The sequence below is a fragment of the Oceanobacillus arenosus genome (genome assembly GCF_003369575.1).
Lineage (GTDB): Bacteria > Bacillota > Bacilli > Bacillales > Amphibacillaceae > Oceanobacillus > Oceanobacillus arenosus.
Map to the genome: position 1 here is coordinate 354,964 of NZ_PIOC01000001.1, position 15,899 is coordinate 370,862.

Annotated in this window: 16 protein-coding genes; 1 reads left to right on the plus strand and 15 read right to left on the minus strand. The window is 37.4% G+C overall.

The window, feature by feature from the left end; genetic code table 11:
* Positions 1-3 precede the first annotated feature (3 nt).
* From CWR48_RS01495 to CWR48_RS21130, 14 genes are all read right to left on the minus strand, one after another.
* On the minus strand, positions 4-1,203 hold the full coding sequence (locus CWR48_RS01495; RefSeq protein WP_115771264.1) for a DegT/DnrJ/EryC1/StrS family aminotransferase: 1,200 nt from the start codon (positions 1,201-1,203) through the stop codon (positions 4-6).
* Between the two features lie 85 nt (positions 1,204-1,288).
* Positions 1,289-1,936 carry an acetyltransferase gene (locus tag CWR48_RS01500; protein ID WP_115771265.1) on the minus strand — a complete coding sequence of 216 codons (648 nt, stop codon included), beginning with the start codon at positions 1,934-1,936 and terminating at the stop codon, positions 1,289-1,291.
* A 1-nt stretch (position 1,937) separates the two neighbouring features.
* The gene (locus CWR48_RS01505) at positions 1,938-2,537 is read right to left on the minus strand and encodes a sugar transferase (RefSeq protein ID WP_115771266.1); all 600 of its coding nucleotides are present in this window, start codon (positions 2,535-2,537) and stop codon (positions 1,938-1,940) included.
* Positions 2,538-2,554: 17 nt separating this feature from the next.
* Positions 2,555-3,631, minus strand: a complete 1,077-nt coding sequence (gene galE, locus CWR48_RS01510) for a UDP-glucose 4-epimerase GalE (protein ID WP_115771267.1) — start codon at positions 3,629-3,631, stop codon at positions 2,555-2,557.
* Positions 3,632-3,651: 20 nt separating this feature from the next.
* Entirely contained in the window at positions 3,652-4,728 is a 1,077-nt protein-coding gene (locus CWR48_RS01515) for an EpsG family protein (protein ID WP_115771268.1), read from the minus strand.
* A 38-nt stretch (positions 4,729-4,766) separates the two neighbouring features.
* Positions 4,767-5,678 (minus strand): glycosyltransferase family 2 protein, encoded by a 912-nt coding sequence (locus CWR48_RS01520; protein ID WP_115771269.1) that lies wholly within the window; start codon positions 5,676-5,678, stop codon positions 4,767-4,769.
* Entirely contained in the window at positions 5,675-6,814 is a 1,140-nt protein-coding gene (locus tag CWR48_RS01525) for a glycosyltransferase family 1 protein (protein WP_115771270.1), read from the minus strand. Before CWR48_RS01525 ends, CWR48_RS01520 begins: the two co-directional genes overlap by 4 nt.
* A gap of 12 nt (positions 6,815-6,826) precedes the next feature.
* Positions 6,827-7,894, minus strand: coding sequence for a glycosyltransferase (locus CWR48_RS01530; protein WP_115771271.1), 1,068 nt, complete (start codon positions 7,892-7,894; stop codon positions 6,827-6,829).
* Positions 7,857-9,023, minus strand: coding sequence for a glycosyltransferase family 4 protein (locus CWR48_RS01535; RefSeq protein ID WP_115771272.1), 1,167 nt, complete (start codon positions 9,021-9,023; stop codon positions 7,857-7,859). Before CWR48_RS01535 ends, CWR48_RS01530 begins: the two co-directional genes overlap by 38 nt.
* Before the next feature lie 16 nt (positions 9,024-9,039).
* Entirely contained in the window at positions 9,040-10,866 is a 1,827-nt protein-coding gene (locus tag CWR48_RS01540; protein ID WP_115771273.1) for a polysaccharide biosynthesis protein, read from the minus strand.
* Positions 10,867-11,223: 357 nt separating this feature from the next.
* Positions 11,224-11,889, minus strand: coding sequence for a CpsD/CapB family tyrosine-protein kinase (locus tag CWR48_RS01545; RefSeq protein ID WP_245976678.1), 666 nt, complete (start codon positions 11,887-11,889; stop codon positions 11,224-11,226).
* Positions 11,867-12,598: a YveK family protein gene (locus tag CWR48_RS01550; RefSeq protein ID WP_115771275.1), complete on the minus strand. Its 732-nt coding sequence runs from the start codon at positions 12,596-12,598 to the stop codon at positions 11,867-11,869. The genes CWR48_RS01545 and CWR48_RS01550 overlap by 23 nt, the downstream gene beginning before the upstream one ends.
* A 178-nt stretch (positions 12,599-12,776) precedes the next feature.
* The gene (locus CWR48_RS01555) at positions 12,777-13,328 is read right to left on the minus strand and encodes a hypothetical protein (RefSeq protein WP_115771276.1); all 552 of its coding nucleotides are present in this window, start codon (positions 13,326-13,328) and stop codon (positions 12,777-12,779) included.
* Positions 13,329-13,426: 98 nt separating this feature from the next.
* Positions 13,427-13,585, minus strand: coding sequence for a paeninodin family lasso peptide (locus tag CWR48_RS21130; RefSeq protein WP_115771277.1), 159 nt, complete (start codon positions 13,583-13,585; stop codon positions 13,427-13,429).
* A 512-nt stretch (positions 13,586-14,097) separates the two neighbouring features.
* Between CWR48_RS21130 and CWR48_RS01565 the strand changes: the two genes are divergently transcribed.
* Positions 14,098-15,114 (plus strand): LLM class flavin-dependent oxidoreductase, encoded by a 1,017-nt coding sequence (locus tag CWR48_RS01565; protein WP_115771278.1) that lies wholly within the window; start codon positions 14,098-14,100, stop codon positions 15,112-15,114.
* Between the two features lie 39 nt (positions 15,115-15,153).
* Here the strand turns inward: CWR48_RS01565 and CWR48_RS01570 are convergent, their stop codons facing one another.
* Complete coding sequence (locus CWR48_RS01570; protein WP_245976679.1) at positions 15,154-15,810, minus strand: pentapeptide repeat-containing protein; 657 nt, start codon at positions 15,808-15,810, stop codon at positions 15,154-15,156.
* Positions 15,811-15,899 lie beyond the last annotated feature (89 nt).

Genomic DNA, 15,899 nt, shown 5'->3' on the forward strand with positions numbered 1-15,899 from the left:
AGGCTAAACCTCTTGTTTTCCAGGAAATAAATAACTCCTATTTCGGATGGGCTGATCAAATACTTTTCTTACGCATTGAATGACCCGCAGTTGTTCTTCTTCAGTAAGACTAGATCCAGATGGAAGGCAGATTCCAGTTCGGAATAATTCTTCTGCAACATCATGACTCCTTTCATGGGCGTAGAAACGTGCCCCTTTAAAAAGTGGTTGCAGATGAAGTGGTTTCCATACTGGTCTTGCCTCTATCCTTTCACGATAAAATGCAGTTAGTAGCTGTTCCGTAGTCACACCGGATACTTTCTCGTCAATGGTTAATGTTGTAAGCCAGCGATTCATGGCTGTATTCTCTAATTCACTCATAAAGTGAATACCAGGAAGATCTGATAGGTTACTATAGTAAACATCAAATATTTTCCTTCTAGCTGCAACACGATCTCCTAATACTCGTAACTGTCCTCTGCCGACACCAGCTAAGAGATTACTCAAGCGGTAGTTATATCCCATCACACTGTGCTGATAATGCGTAGCTTGATCTCGTGCTTGACTTGCTAAAAATCTGGCTCGTTCTAGTGCGGCTTCATCATTTGAGACAAGCATGCCGCCTCCAGAAGTGGTAATAATTTTATTTCCATTGAAAGAGTAAATACCGAACTTACCGAATGAACCTGATGCTTTACCCTGATAGGTCGTTCCAAGCGATTCGGCGGCATCCTCGATCAGTGGGACACCATATTGATCGCAGATAAGTAGGATTTCATCCATTTTGGCGCTTTGTCCATATAAATTAACAACCATTACCGCTTTTGGTAGTTTCCTCTTAAGAGCCGATTCTTGGAATGCTTTCATTAGTGCTTTTGGTGACATATTCCATGAATCTGGATCTGAATCGATAAAGACTGGCTCGGCACCTTGATATAAAATTGGATTTGCACTCGCAACAAAGGTAAGGGTTGAACAAAATACTGTATCACCCTTTTTTATATCCAACAAGGAAAGAGCTAAGTGAATGGCAGAAGTACCTGAACTTACCGCTAGCGCACCATTTACCCCAACTAATTCTGCAATCTCCTGTTCGAATGCATCCACGTTTGGTCCAACTGGTGCGATCCAATTGGATGCAAATGCTTCGTTTAAATACTGTTGTTCCTCCCCAGTCATATGAGGTGGAGAAAGATAAATCATTGATCTCGACAATGGAATCATCACCTTTTCTATTTTCTAATTATTATCCCGCCTAAGTCTAAAGTCGATTCAGTAGGCAAGCCCCCTCTGAATAATGTCTTACTTTTTATGAAAAAGCTTTTTTATCCATGACGATCCTTTTAATAATTCGTGTTGGTGAACCTACTGCTTTGCTAAATGCCGGAATATGTTCAATAACGGTAGATCCTGCCCCGATAACTGACCAGCTTCCAAGATGAATGCCTGGTATGACAGTAGCTGCTGACCCAATATGTACACCTTCACCAGTAGTCACATTTCCCGTTAATGTTGCATTTGGCGAAATATGGGTATAGTCTTCGATTGTATTATCATGTTCAATAATTGCGGCCGTATTGATAATGCAATGATTACCGATCACAGCCTTGGCATTAATCACCACATTCGGCATAATTACCGTTCCATTGCCGATTTCAGCGGTACTACTCACTACCGCTGTTGGATGGATAACGGGTAAATAGTCTTCTTGTGACAAATGAAGGCGCTCTACAATCAGTTTTCTAATCACATTGTCACCAATTGCGACAACCACTTTTGTATTTTTATTAAATAATCTCGTTAAGAAGGCTATTGGCGCATGAATGATACCCTTCGTCTGAAACCCTTGTTTATACTTATCATCTAAAACCGCGACCACTTCGTACTCCCCATTAGCAAATATCATTTCCTGGATGACCCTGCTGTGACCACCATCTCCCAAGATAATTACTCGCATCCTATAACACTTCTTTCTTGCCTGTAAATTTCATCATCGAAACGGAATCCTCAGACCGGATACCCTCCCGCTTCAAAACTTTTACAATCGTAAGCACAAGAATCTTTAAATCCAGTAAAAAATGTTGATTATTAACATACCAAATATCAAGGTTAAACTTTTCCTCCCAAGTAATTGCATTTCTCCCATTGATCTGTGCCCAACCGGTAATACCTGGTCTTACCGTGTGGCGTAAACGTTGCTCTTCGGTGTAGAGAGCTAAGTACTCCATTAACAACGGCCTCGGTCCAACCAAGCTCATCTCCCCTTTTAGAACATTGAATAATTGCGGAAGCTCGTCTAAACTATATTTTCTAAGAAACATACCAAGTGCGGTTATTCGCTGTTCATCCGATAATAGCTGCCCATTTGGATCTAATGCGTTGGTCATTGTTCTAAATTTATAAAGGTAAAACGGCTTCCCATTCAATCCTGGGCGTTGTTGCTTAAATAAAACAGGAGCACCTAAGGCGATCCTCACCATAATTGCAACGATAAGAAGGATTGGTAGGAATATGATAATCAATGTTAATGAAGTGAATACATCAAGTGCTCTTTTCATCTGAATACCAGCCTTTTTTACACATTAAAAAACCCCATTGACTGTCGCACTGGAGTCTTCTGATTTTTATTCTTTTTGATTACTTTTGCATATCCATCCGGATTTTCACGTTGCCAACGCCATGTATCCTCACACATCTTCTCAATCCCTCTTATTGCCTTCCAGTTCAATTCTTTCCTAGCCTTCGTAACATCTGCATAACAAATGCTACTATCACCTGGGCGCCGGTCTACTAGTTGATAGGGAATTGCTACGCCAGCGGCCTTCTCAAATGCGGTTACCATTTCCAATACACTGTAACCAAAACCCGTGCCTAAGTTAAATGCCTCAATTTCTGTTGTCATCTGCACCCTTTCCAAGGCTCGTAAATGTCCAATCGCTAAATCGGTAACATGAATATAGTCTCTTACCCCTGTTCCATCCTTTGTCGGATAATCGTCTCCAAATACTTGGAGCTGCTTCCTCTTGCCAACAGCAACCTGGGAAATGTACGGCATTAAATTATTCGGTATCCCATTAGGATCTTCTCCAATCCTTCCACTTTCATGGGCACCAATTGGATTAAAATAGCGTAGTATCGCGATACTCCATGAAGGGTCCGCAAATGCTACATCCCCTAAGATTTCCTCAATCATATGCTTTGTGCGACCATAAGGATTGATTGCTTGTAATGTCGTATCTTCCGTTATTGGCATATTATCCGTTATGCCATATACCGTAGCAGAGGAGCTAAATACGATTTTTTTCACACCAAATTGCTGCATTACTTCACATAAAATAATGGTGCTTGTTATGTTATTTTGATAGTAATGAAGTGGAACGGAAACCGATTCACCAACAGACTTGAGTCCAGCAAAATGGACAACCGCTTCAATCTCATTCTCCGCGAATATTTCCATCATATCTTCTTTCTCCAGTAGATCTGCTTCGTATATTGGAAAAGTTTTACCAGTAATCTCTGAAACTCGCTTCAAGCTTTGTGGATTGCTATTGGAAAAATTATCAACCACAATAATGTCATATCCTCCATTCAAAAGCTCGACACAGGTATGTGTTCCAATATATCCTGCACCACCCGTTACTAGAATTGCCATTTATTTTCCTCCTTTACTTTTTACCAAATTAAATAATCACTTTTATATAAGATATTGAGGGAAATTACATCCTCATAATAATAATAGGCAAAGTAAAAAACGATGATTGCGAAGTAGATAAGCTTTTGATCCTTCCCTCTGAACAGCTTTGGAAGCCATGATACAAGAATCAATCCATAAAGTTGAAAATAAATGGACATTCTAGCAAAGATCCACTCCTGCGTTGCAATGACCATAAAGACAAAACCAAGTAATGTCATATTGACAATATAATCACTCTCAGGAAATAGTTTCTTTAACTTATCTCTCCCTAAATAAGCGATTATAAGTGGTGCTGCTTCAACAACCACTCGAAGAAAATTCGCCCCACCTTCAGTAAAATCAACGTAACCACTATATTGTGTGTCATCAATTGCCTTAAACAATAGCGCAGAAAATTGCTCGTAGCCGAAAACAACAATAATCGCAAAGATAATCAAAGCGAAGGTAGCCTTTGACCATGCCTTAAAACGCACAATAAAATACATTGGAAGCAAAATGAGTGCACTTTGATGGAAGAATGATGAAAAAATAATAATAAGAAAATATCGCTTCCAATTCCCATTAATTAAATATTTTGCCGCTGCAAACGTAATTGCTGCTGCAAGGACCTGTCTAATCCCATTCATCGAAACTAGAAATAAACCACCTGTTATATAAACGTACAAGCTAAGTTCAATCAATCTAGAGTAATTGTATAGGACAATGATAATTAGTACATTTGTAATTAGTGCTGCTGTGAAGATCATGATTTGCGGATCTTCTGAGATATAATTTTTCAAGAACATTTGGAAAACGTCAAAGCCTATATCTTTCCCAGCAAGGATGGTTTCCCAAGTAAAATCCTTGATTTCAAAGGAATGTATATAAGAAGATGTATCTCCAATATTTGACCGCAGACCTGAAATTAGTACAAGTGTTGCTAACGAACAAAATATTAGTAGTTTATTAGGCTTTACAGCAGCAGATAAACCTGTTGCCATTACAGGAGCAGCAAAGTATCTGGCAAAAAATCCGCAACTAAAAGTGATAGCAAGATTCATCCAAAGAACAGTCATTTATAATATCCTTTCAATTTAAATGAAAAGTTTATAACTTATGCATCATTAGTATGTTTGAAAAAAGTCGATTTACTTGTATGATTAATATAAAAGTAAAGTGCTATTCCCACAGGTGTAGCAAGTAAGGTAGTGAATTTACATGGTGATTCAAGCAAAAAGTAATAATTTCTTACCATCAAATTACTTGATACATAATGAATCGATTCTCTTAATCTTTGTTTATAAGTTGGTGCGTACTTCATTGCAACTTTTCTAAAAAAAGAAAAACTACGAGGGTTCTTCTTGTATTGCTTTATGATATTCATACTTGAACCATCCTCTAAGTAATCAACATGACAAAGCACCTCATTCATGATTAGTAATGGATATTCCTGGTCAATAAGAATATATTTATAACTTAAAGGACAATACTTTTCACCAGAAAATAAAGGATAAGGAGGGACCTTTTTTGTTAATTCAGAACGATATACTAACTTCTTATCCCCCTTAACCTTGTATTTGGCATACAAGCTGGATAGGGTAGAATCCTTTATATTTTCAGGGAGTGTTGTTCCAATGACTCTCCCAGCTGGTGTAGCATCTAACCCAACTATTCCCGCATATGTTTTATCACCATGTTTTTTCCAAAATGAGAGAATCCTTTCAACAGCATCATTAGCCATGTAATCATCTGAATCAATGCATATATTAAGTTCTGTTTGGATCAATTCATAGGCTGTGTTATGTGCTCCGTGCATGCCTTGGTTTTCTTGATAGTGGTAGTTAATAGGAACTAATCCTTCTAATACCCAGCCTTCAATTAGTTCTCGCGTGCTATCTGTTGAACCATCATCAATGATTAACCAGATAAAGTCATTACAGCTTTGTCTCTTCAAGCTTTCATAACACAGGTGTAGTGTGTACGCTCGATTAAATGTTGGCGTGAATATAGTTAATGTCGGACTCACGATAGAACCTCCTCTTGAGCCTGAACTACATTTAATGCATGAACCATGTAATACCCCGAAAGCCAGTTTGCCATTGATGAAATATCATAACCAGTTTTTCTTATCATTTCTGATGTATTTACATGTTCATAGGCTGATGATAATATCGTTTGTGCCCATGCATCTGAAGATTCCCTTAGGCTCAGGAATTTAATCCTCCCTGTAATATCTACTTCACTTGTTATTGAATCAGCGATAATGCAATTTAAACCAGCCGCCTGGGCCTCTACTAAAACTACTGGTAATCCTTCAAATAATGAAGGAAATATAAATAAATCAAATCCCTGCATTAACTCGTTTATATCCTCCCGAACGCCTAAAAAAAGTACATGAGATTTCAAACCTAATCTAGTAGCTTTTTTTTCAATACTAGATCGTAAATCACCATCACCAACTAGGACTAGCATGGAATTCGGCTGTTTATTATGGACTGCTTTAAATATATTTAGTAAAAAATCATGGTTTTTAGACTTATTAAATCTCCCTACATGGCCTAATACTAATTTATCCTCAGCGTTAAACTCCGCTCTTATTTTTTTACGTACGTTTGAATCATAAACGAAATCATTTACATTAATAGCATTATTAAAGACAGTAACTTCCCTGGGTTTCTTTACATTTTTTCCAAATAACCATTCACCTGCTTTTGTAGAACATGCAAGATAATTTGTTGGATGATTTTTCATTGTAAACCTTGCGTATAATCTAAATGGAAACTTATAATCGACCCCTAAACCACTGCAATGACTATGCGCAATCCGACAAGGAATCCCTGCTTTATGAGCTGCTTTCAAAACAAAACTGCTATTTTCATTGATATGTGAATGGACTACTTTATACTCTGTATGAGAATCAAAAAATTCCTCAAGCAATGTAAAATAATTTTTGTAGTTACCAGGGCGAATGTGTGGCATCCTATATGTTTTTCCACCAAGTCGTTCTATCTCTTCATCGTAATCTCCACGTTCATCCCGATGTACCATAAAATCAAACTGGATCTTTGTCCGGTCCATTTGACGGTAGTAATTCATCAGCATCGTTTCAAGCCCACCACGATTCATAATCGTAACAACTTGTAAAATTCTAATTGGCTCCAATGTAGACACCTCCTAACGAACAATTTTTCTTAACAAATTAATACTCGATAACATGAAATACACACCAATTGCATTTTTTGTTTTTGCGCATAAATAAAACAGCTTCCAAACAAATGAGAAATAACTCATTTCAAGCTGTTTATATGATTCTTGTATTTGCTTATCGCTTAGTATGTTTTTTAACCTATTAATTTTCATTAAGATTGAAGATTTATTATCCTTACTTATTTCGTTGAACCCCAGACCAAGCGTATTAAGGCTGATACGATTATTTAATGCGGAGTAATATTCAGGTCCCAAACCTTTTTCAATTAAAAATTGATGAATTAGTTTATATAGCAAGGAATAATTATCCTTTAAAGAAGGTTTAAATCTTGATGTAATTGATTCTGAATTTCCACGCCAATAATGGTAATAAGGTTGATTTAGAAAGATGAACTTTTTTGTGTAATAAAGGGTTTCAATGTTGAATAAAGTATCTTCATTGGTACCTATTATTTCTAGATCGGTAAATGTTATTTTATTTTCTTTAATTATTTCTGCGCGATAGAGTTTTGACCAAACAGTACCCCACGCATCAAGTAATTCCGGCTTTGAAATCTCCTCATTTAAAGGACCAATCAATCTTCTCATTACCTTGAGCCGAACGTCCTGATCTATAAAAGATACTTTCTTTGGAAGATGAAAGTTTTTCTCCTTTGAATGTGATCCAAACTCACTTTTATACGAGCACATTACGATATCTGCCTTATCTTCTATTGCTGTTTGATACATCGCTTCATACATATCAGTCTCAATCCAGTCGTCAGGATCAACAAATCCGAGATAATCACCTTTTGCTAATTCAATCCCAACATTTCGTGCTGATGATACGCCACCATTCTTTTTGTCAACAACGATAATTCGCGCATCTTTAACAGCATATTCATTTACTATATCTAGACTTTTATCTGTTGATCCATCATTTATTGCTATTATTTCTATCGCTTTCAATGACTGGGAGATTAAACTGTCAAAACATCTATTGATAAACTTTTCAACATTATATATAGGCACGACGATGCTTATTTTCGGCTTCACTTTGATCCTCCAACATAAATTTTGAGTAAATCATGCTTAGTTCTTCAATAACCTCAGATACTGCATATTGCTTTACAAACAACCGACTATTTTCACTATGTTTTTTACGAAGGTCTTTGCTTTTATAAAGCTTCATTACTTTATATGCAAATTCAACTACATCCGAATTCAGGACAATCCAGCCATTATGATTATTAGAAACCAGCTCCCGATGCCCGCGATTATCTACAGCCACTACAGGCAATCCACATGCCATCGCTTCCATAATATTAACTGGCAATCCTTCGCGGAAACTCGACCCAACTGCAACATCACACATCGGTAATAATTGCTCAATATCTTTCCGAAAGCCTAGGAAATCTACCATTTGGCTAATACCGAGATCCTTTGCGAGCTGACGACAGCTTTCCATTAAGAAACCTTCACCGGCTAGTAATAATTTAGCATTTGGTATTTCATCCTTAATTAAAGCCATCACTTGAAGTAATAATCGTTGATTTTTATTCTTATTAAATTCAGCTGCATAAAATAACAAAAAGTCATCTGCCTTGTAGCCAAATGACTTTTTCCGTTCTAATTTCTCTTTATTATCGATTGGTTTAAACTTTTCCGTATCTACCCCAACACCGTGTATATGATCAATCGATCCTGCTTTAAACTTATGTGTCGTTGCTAGTTGGTAGTCCTCTTCATTTATCGTAATTAATCGATCAGTATGGCGTGCTAAATACCTTTCAATCGGATAATAAATGAGCCAGTTCATGTAGGATGCGCCTTTACAAAAGTGAAAACCGTGCGCAGTATAGATTACTTTTGTTCCTTTTTTTCTCGCTTTCCTAGCAGCAAGGCGGGAGAGCACTCCTCCTAATGGTGTGTGACAATGAATAATGGAATAGTTGTTCTGATCAATAATTTTCTTTAATTGTTTATATGCTTGAATATTTGATTGATGAAAGGGCGAGCGCTGAATATCGATATGATATTTATTATCTGTGAATGGTAAATCCATATTTCCTGATGCAGCAACATCTACTTCCCATCCCTGCTCTTTAAACCATTTCATATATGGCAAATGAAATGCCTTGAAATGGTAATCAACGGTTGCACAAAACAATATTTTCTCAGCCATTCAGGCCACCCCTCCATTATATGGATACTACTTCTCTTTGATCGTGAACCATTGCATTATTTGCTAAATCTAATAAGTATTTTCTAAGTGTGTCAGCATCAATTGTGCTGTAATTTTTTATGATTTGATTAATATCATCAATGTATAAATTTGTCGTCTTTCCAATATATATTTTCGGATATACTTGCTCTTGGTGAATCTCATTATCCTGTAATAATTCCTCGAAGAGCTTTTCCCCTGGCCTTATTCCCGTGTATTCTATGCCAATCTCCTCAATGGAATTACCCGATAATTTGATTAGGTTCTTTGCAAGATCGGCAATTTTCACAGGCTCTCCCATATCTAGTACAAATATTTCTCCACCATTCGCAAGTGCACCTGCCTGGAGAACTAATCTTGATGCTTCGGGTATTGTCATAAAGTAACGGACCATGTCAGGATGTGTAACGGTTACTGGTCCACCTTTTTCAATTTGCTTTTTAAACAGCGGAATCACACTGCCTCTGCTTCCCAAAACATTACCAAATCGTACGGCGACAAATTTCGTATCGCTTGCTTTATCCATACTCTGAACAATCATCTCAGCTAGTCGCTTCGATGCCCCCATCACACTTGTCGGATTCACTGCCTTATCCGTTGAGACCATCACGAATATATCAACATTATGTAGGCTTGCCGCCTTTGCAACATTCCTTGTTCCAATAATATTATTTTTTACTGCTTCCTCCGGATTACGCTCCATCAATGGGACATGCTTATGTGCTGCAGCATGATAGACAACATCAGGCTGATATTTACGCATGACATTCATCATCTTTATTTCATCCTGCACATCTGCAATCTCTGTAATGAAATCAATTTGACTACTTTTAAATGTCTCCTTTAATTCCATTTCAATGGAATAAATACTATTCTCTCCATGACCAAGTAAAATGACCTGTCTTGGACGGAAAGCTGAAATTTGCCTTGTTATTTCTGAGCCAATCGAACCGCCTGCTCCTGTAACGAGGACAACTTTATTGTTGATATACTCGGAAATACTTTCGATATCCATATCGACAGGGTCTCTTCCCAATAGATCTTCCACCTGTACATCGCGGAATTGATTGATTGATATTTTCCCAGTTATTAAATCTTCTAGAAAAGGAAGAATCTTCGTTTGTGCATTTGTCTTTGCACATTCTAGAAAAATTGTATTTAATTCTTTTTTACTTAGAGATGGAATGGAAATAATGATATGATCTATTTCAAGTTCCGCTACACTGCTTACGATTGCATCCACTCCACCGACGACAGGCAAACCTAGCAACTCAAGCCGCTGTTTTCTCGGGTCATCATCGATAAAAGCAACTGGCAACAGATTGCTCTCGTTATTTTTTAATAGTTGCCTAGCAACCATCGTGCCAGCCGATCCTGCGCCGATAATTAATGTGCGAATTTTATTATCTGTTTGATTTAGAAATGAATCACGATAAATTCTCCAAATAAATCGCGACCCTCCAATAAAGCACATATGAAGCAGCCATGTTATTACGAACAGCTTGAACTGGATTTCCTGAAAGAGAAGTAACTGAATAATCATAGCGGTGATAACGGAAAATGAGACAACTTTTAAGATAATTAATAACTCTTGAATACTCGCATATTCCCAAACCTTTTTATACAGTTTATATTTTGTGGAAAATAGATGATGGCATAATAAAATGGTTAGTATGGTCACTAGGACAGAATAGCCTACTAGTTGCAGTTCAATACTTGCTAGGTACGCACTAATAAATATCGCACTGAGCACAATACAAGAATCAATCAAAATAAATAAGGAAATACGCTGCCGATATGTCATTTCATCCCTCCTTCTTCCTATATTTTTAATAGAAATCAATGTAGTGGTATTTTTTTCCTAGTACAAAAGCGCAAGTGACTTTCCTATCCTATTAAAAGACTAAGGTTTAACCAAGCCTTTCAGTGACAGCCTTAGTTTCACTTATATAATAAGAAAGTTTAAATAATATGTATGGGCATCCAACCCGTCCTCACATCACACTATCGACAACGTACGTGTCTAAGGTATCTACAATACCCACAGCATGACCGAGTGTCTACATGGATAAAGGTAAGTAGACATCACCAAAAGTATTTTATTGCGTATGTATCGCACAAAAAATTCTTTATAGAGAACAATTATTTCAAAAAAATTTGTTTATTTGTCGTTAATAATGACACCAAGTAGATTTGCATGGGCCAACTCTAATATTCGTTTCGATTCAATAGCGTTTTCTAGTTCTGTTTTCCCATGCTCCAACACCAATACAACACCTTCGCATTGATTGGCAAGTACCCTTGTTTCAGTCGAGCTTAATATCGTTGGTGAATCGATTAATACGACATTATATCGAGTGGAAGCCTCATTTAATAGATTCATCATGACATCACTTCCCAGTATTTCAGTAGGGTTTAGTACGGATGTACCACTCGTCAATACGTCGAGATTTTTAATATCTGTTCGACTGATTGCCTGGTCGAGTATAGCACTTCCTTCAAGTACATTCGTTAATCCAGTTTCATTGGATATTTGAAAAATATCCTGGATTACTGGCTCTCTTAAATTAGCATCAATTAAAAGCACGCTATCCTTTTGTTGTGCAATTGAAACCGCTAGATTTGCTGCTGTCGTAGATTTCCCCTCACCGACACCAGGCGAGGTGATAAGAAATACACTGTTCTTCTTTTCATCCATTAGAAACTTAATATTAGTCCGAATCGTTCGAAACTGATCTGAGATTACAGAATCTGCATTCGAATAAGTAATTAGATGTATTTTCCGATTATCTACAGACTTTCTTTTATTGAATATCAACAATTTCACCCCGCAAATTTACATCCTTCTGTTTCCGTCTTTTCTTAGAACCTTTCACCCTGTTCATATTCGATACGATGCCCAATACTGGGACACCTAATATTCCCTCAATTTCTCGGTCCTTTCTTACTTTCCCATCTAAAGAATCTAATAGAAATACCAGCCCGATACTAACAACTAAACCGAATACCAGCGCAATGATTGTTGTGCGGTTTTGGGTGCTGTTGATTGCAAATGGGTTTTCCTTCGCTTCCGAAAGTAATTGGACTTCTGTAAAGCCTAGGATCGATACAATCTGACTTTTATACACTGATGCGGTTGTATTCGCAATTTCTGCAGTAAGCTTAAAATCTGTACCTATAACCGAAATATTAACAACTTGCGAATCATCAATCCTCGTTACTTCTATTTGACTCGCTATTGCTTCAGCCGACATATCAAGTTGCAGTTCATTTTTTACCTTCTCCATAATAATTGGATCCTTAATCATGACCATCAATGTATTCATATCCTGGTCACCTTTACCTAAAATCATTCTTGTTGATGATTGATACACTGGGGTGTAGTTATAAGAACTATAGAAATATCCTGCCAGTGTTGCTAAGATGGTAATCAGCGCAATAATCCAAAACCGTTTCTTAATCACATTAAAATATTCTTTGATATTGATTTCGGCAGGATTTTCACTTTCAATCATCCTATAATGTCTTCGCCCCATTAACATCACCTTTTCTATTGGTTATCATCATATCTATACTTAGGTTATTACAATATTCTTTATAAAGAACATTGTAATTAAAAAAATATCGCTTACTGGTGAATTATTTAAAATTATTCCTTATGGTTCATATATTAGTTCATTATAAAGAACAAGTCAACAACTAATTCTCGAATTATTAGCTTATTTCCATTTTTGTATTGTAAAACTTAACCAACGCTTCAACATCAGCGCAGGTTGGAATAAGTGACGTTCCTGGTCCAATAAGTGCGTCCCCTTTTTGTTCAAAACATGATCCAAATGAAAATCGAAGCATCCGAAAAAATTTTTTCTCAATAAGTGCTAAATAATATTTAGGGTTATGATTCATTGCATGATTATAAAGGATATGTGAAAAAATAGTAAAGTAACCTTGACGCTGATAGTCCTGATGAATACAGAGTTTATCTATCTCCCAAGTGCGATCTTGATATCGGTTTATTTCGGGGAAATTAGAGAATGCAAATCGCCCTTCTACGGTACTATTTGGGTTTGTGGGATTGTAAGGAGTGAGTTCAATTGTCCCGATAACCTTTTCTCTTCTAAGGAATCCTTTTTTATCTAATAAAAGATTGTATCTGAAACCATCCTCTGAATATGGATCATTTACCCAGCCAAATTCATCGCAGAAATATTCCCAGGTTGCTGCAAATTGTCTTTGTTGTTTAGCTGTTTGAACTAGTTCATACATTATTATTCTCCCTTCCTCGAAAAATCCCCATAAAACCCTTTGCCTCTTTCAGATAAGGGTTCTATAGGGTATGACTTTAATTGCCACAATTCGATTCACTAGCTGCCGAATGGATTAGTTGGATCTGGATTCTCCCCGCCGCCTGGGTTTCCTCCACCGCCATGGCCAGGGTTTCCTCCATGACCATGCTTCCATCCCTTCATTGTCATGCTCACATCCAAAACTTCAAGAACTGGAGATTTCCATTCTTTCTTCATTTCATCATCACCTTTCTTCAAATAAGTAATATGAGAATTTGGTTACTTAGTATTCCTTACTTTTCCACCCATAACTTGAACCACGGATTGGACGTTATAAACATTTGAACCTCTAGAAATCTCCCTCCAGCTATGTTGAAAGTCTGAAGATAGTGTCCCTATGCTTGAATAGATGGAATACTAATACTCCTCTCTCTACGATACGGAAATATTACAGATTCCCTAATTCTTTTTAAGAACGTAATGAACTTTATTAAGAACACCCCTACATAATATCTTATAGAAACGGAATTATCAAGTACTTTATTTAACTTTTATATACACTATTTATGTATTTACTTTTCACTCAAACGAATCATTAGACGTCTACTCGAAAAACCGCTATCATCTCTTAATAAGGAAACATTAGAAAACTTAGTTGTTACCAATTATTTAGGTCACATCCTTAGAAACACATATACAGTGAGAAAGTCTTTAAACTATCTTATCTACTTAAAAGGGAGCGAGAAACATTGACTTCAAACCGAGTTAATACATTTAATAATATTCCACTATCTGTCCTAGACTTAGCACCTATAGCTGAAGGCAGCGATGCGAGCCAGTCCTTTAAGGAAAGCGTAGAGTTAGCACAACATGTTGAAAAGTGGGGATTCAATCGTTTCTGGCTTGCAGAGCACCATAATATGCCTGGGATTGCTAGTTCAGCAACCTCTATACTAATTTCCCATATCGCTGGTAATACCGATCACATTCGTGTTGGCTCCGGCGGTGTCATGCTGCCAAACCATGCAACTCTCGTAATTGCCGAACAATTCGGAACACTGGAGTCCCTTTTCCCAGGGCGAATAGACCTTGGACTTGGACGTGCACCAGGAAGCGATCAGGCGACTGCATATGCATTACGCCGTACCTTAAACATGGGCCCTAACGACTTTCCAATGCAAGTGAATGAATTACAGGACTATTTCGCAAAAGAGCCTGTGTCTCGTGTGAAAGCAGTACCAGGTCAAGGCTTAGCCATTCCAATTTGGCTGCTAGGCTCCAGTGACTTTAGTGCAAGACTTGCGGCACAGAAGGGACTTTATTTCTCGTTTGCCAGTCACTTTGCACCGGCCTATACGATACCGGCGTTGAAATTATACCGAGATAATTTTCAGCCGTCTGAAACACTTCAGAAACCTTATGCAATGGTTGGCGTCAATGTCATCGCAGCAGAAACGGACGAAAAGGCGCAATACTTGGCGAGCTCACATCAATTACAATTCTTAAATATCCGTAAAGGGTTAGCTACCAAACTCCAGCCTCCAATTGACAACATGGATGAGATCTGGTCACCTATGGAAAAGGCCGCCGTAGAACAATCACTTGACCCAAGAACGACGATTATTGGTAGTCCAGAAACAGTGAAACGTGGTCTCGCAGCATTCCAAGAAGCAACACAAGCTGATGAAATGATTGTCAGCTCACAAATTTACCATCTCGAGGATCGATTGCGTTCCTATGAAATTGTTGCTGAATTGATGGATTAATTTTACAGGAGTCACGATGATACATCGTGACTCCTTTTGCTATTCTTTAATTTCAAGTCCCAAGAGCTGTGCAAAACCAACTGCCTGATCTGCTGTGATAACACACCCAGTTACGTTTTCCAATGATACTTGGAGCTGGCTGAACATACAGGTTGTTAAGTCAATCCCCTTCAACGAAGTATTTACAAAACTAGCTTCGCTTAACTCACATTGATTAAAACCGACCTTCAGAAATTCACAATCATAGAAGTCAGCATTATTTAATGAACATCCTTCAAACTTCACTTGCTTTAACTTCGCAAATCCAAACGAACTTAAATTTGCCAGACACGCATCAAACACAACATTCCCCAATGAAGCCTCCGTAAGATTAATTCCGAGCATTTTTGAATCCTTAAACACCACCCGATGGATACTTCCCAGGCTAAAATCCACATTTGACAAATCGCAATGGTCGAAAATTACATCCATTAGTTCAATCTTTTGAAAGGTAACATCTTCAAAAATGACATTTTTAAAAAGCACTTCTTCAAAAGCTATCCCTTCAACGTCTTCTCCTGTAATAAAGCAATCTTGGAACACACAACGGTGGTAATATGCCTCAACTTTCGCTTGAAAAATTTCGGTCGTTAATTCTGAGCTGATTTTCGGCTGCTGAATTTTAAAATTCGTGATGATATGATCACTCTTCTCCATTGAAATTGTATTCTCTTTTTGTATTTATTAGTATATATGTCTTCTGCTTTAATGTCTGTTTGGAATTGGTGTAATTTAAAATCTTCGTA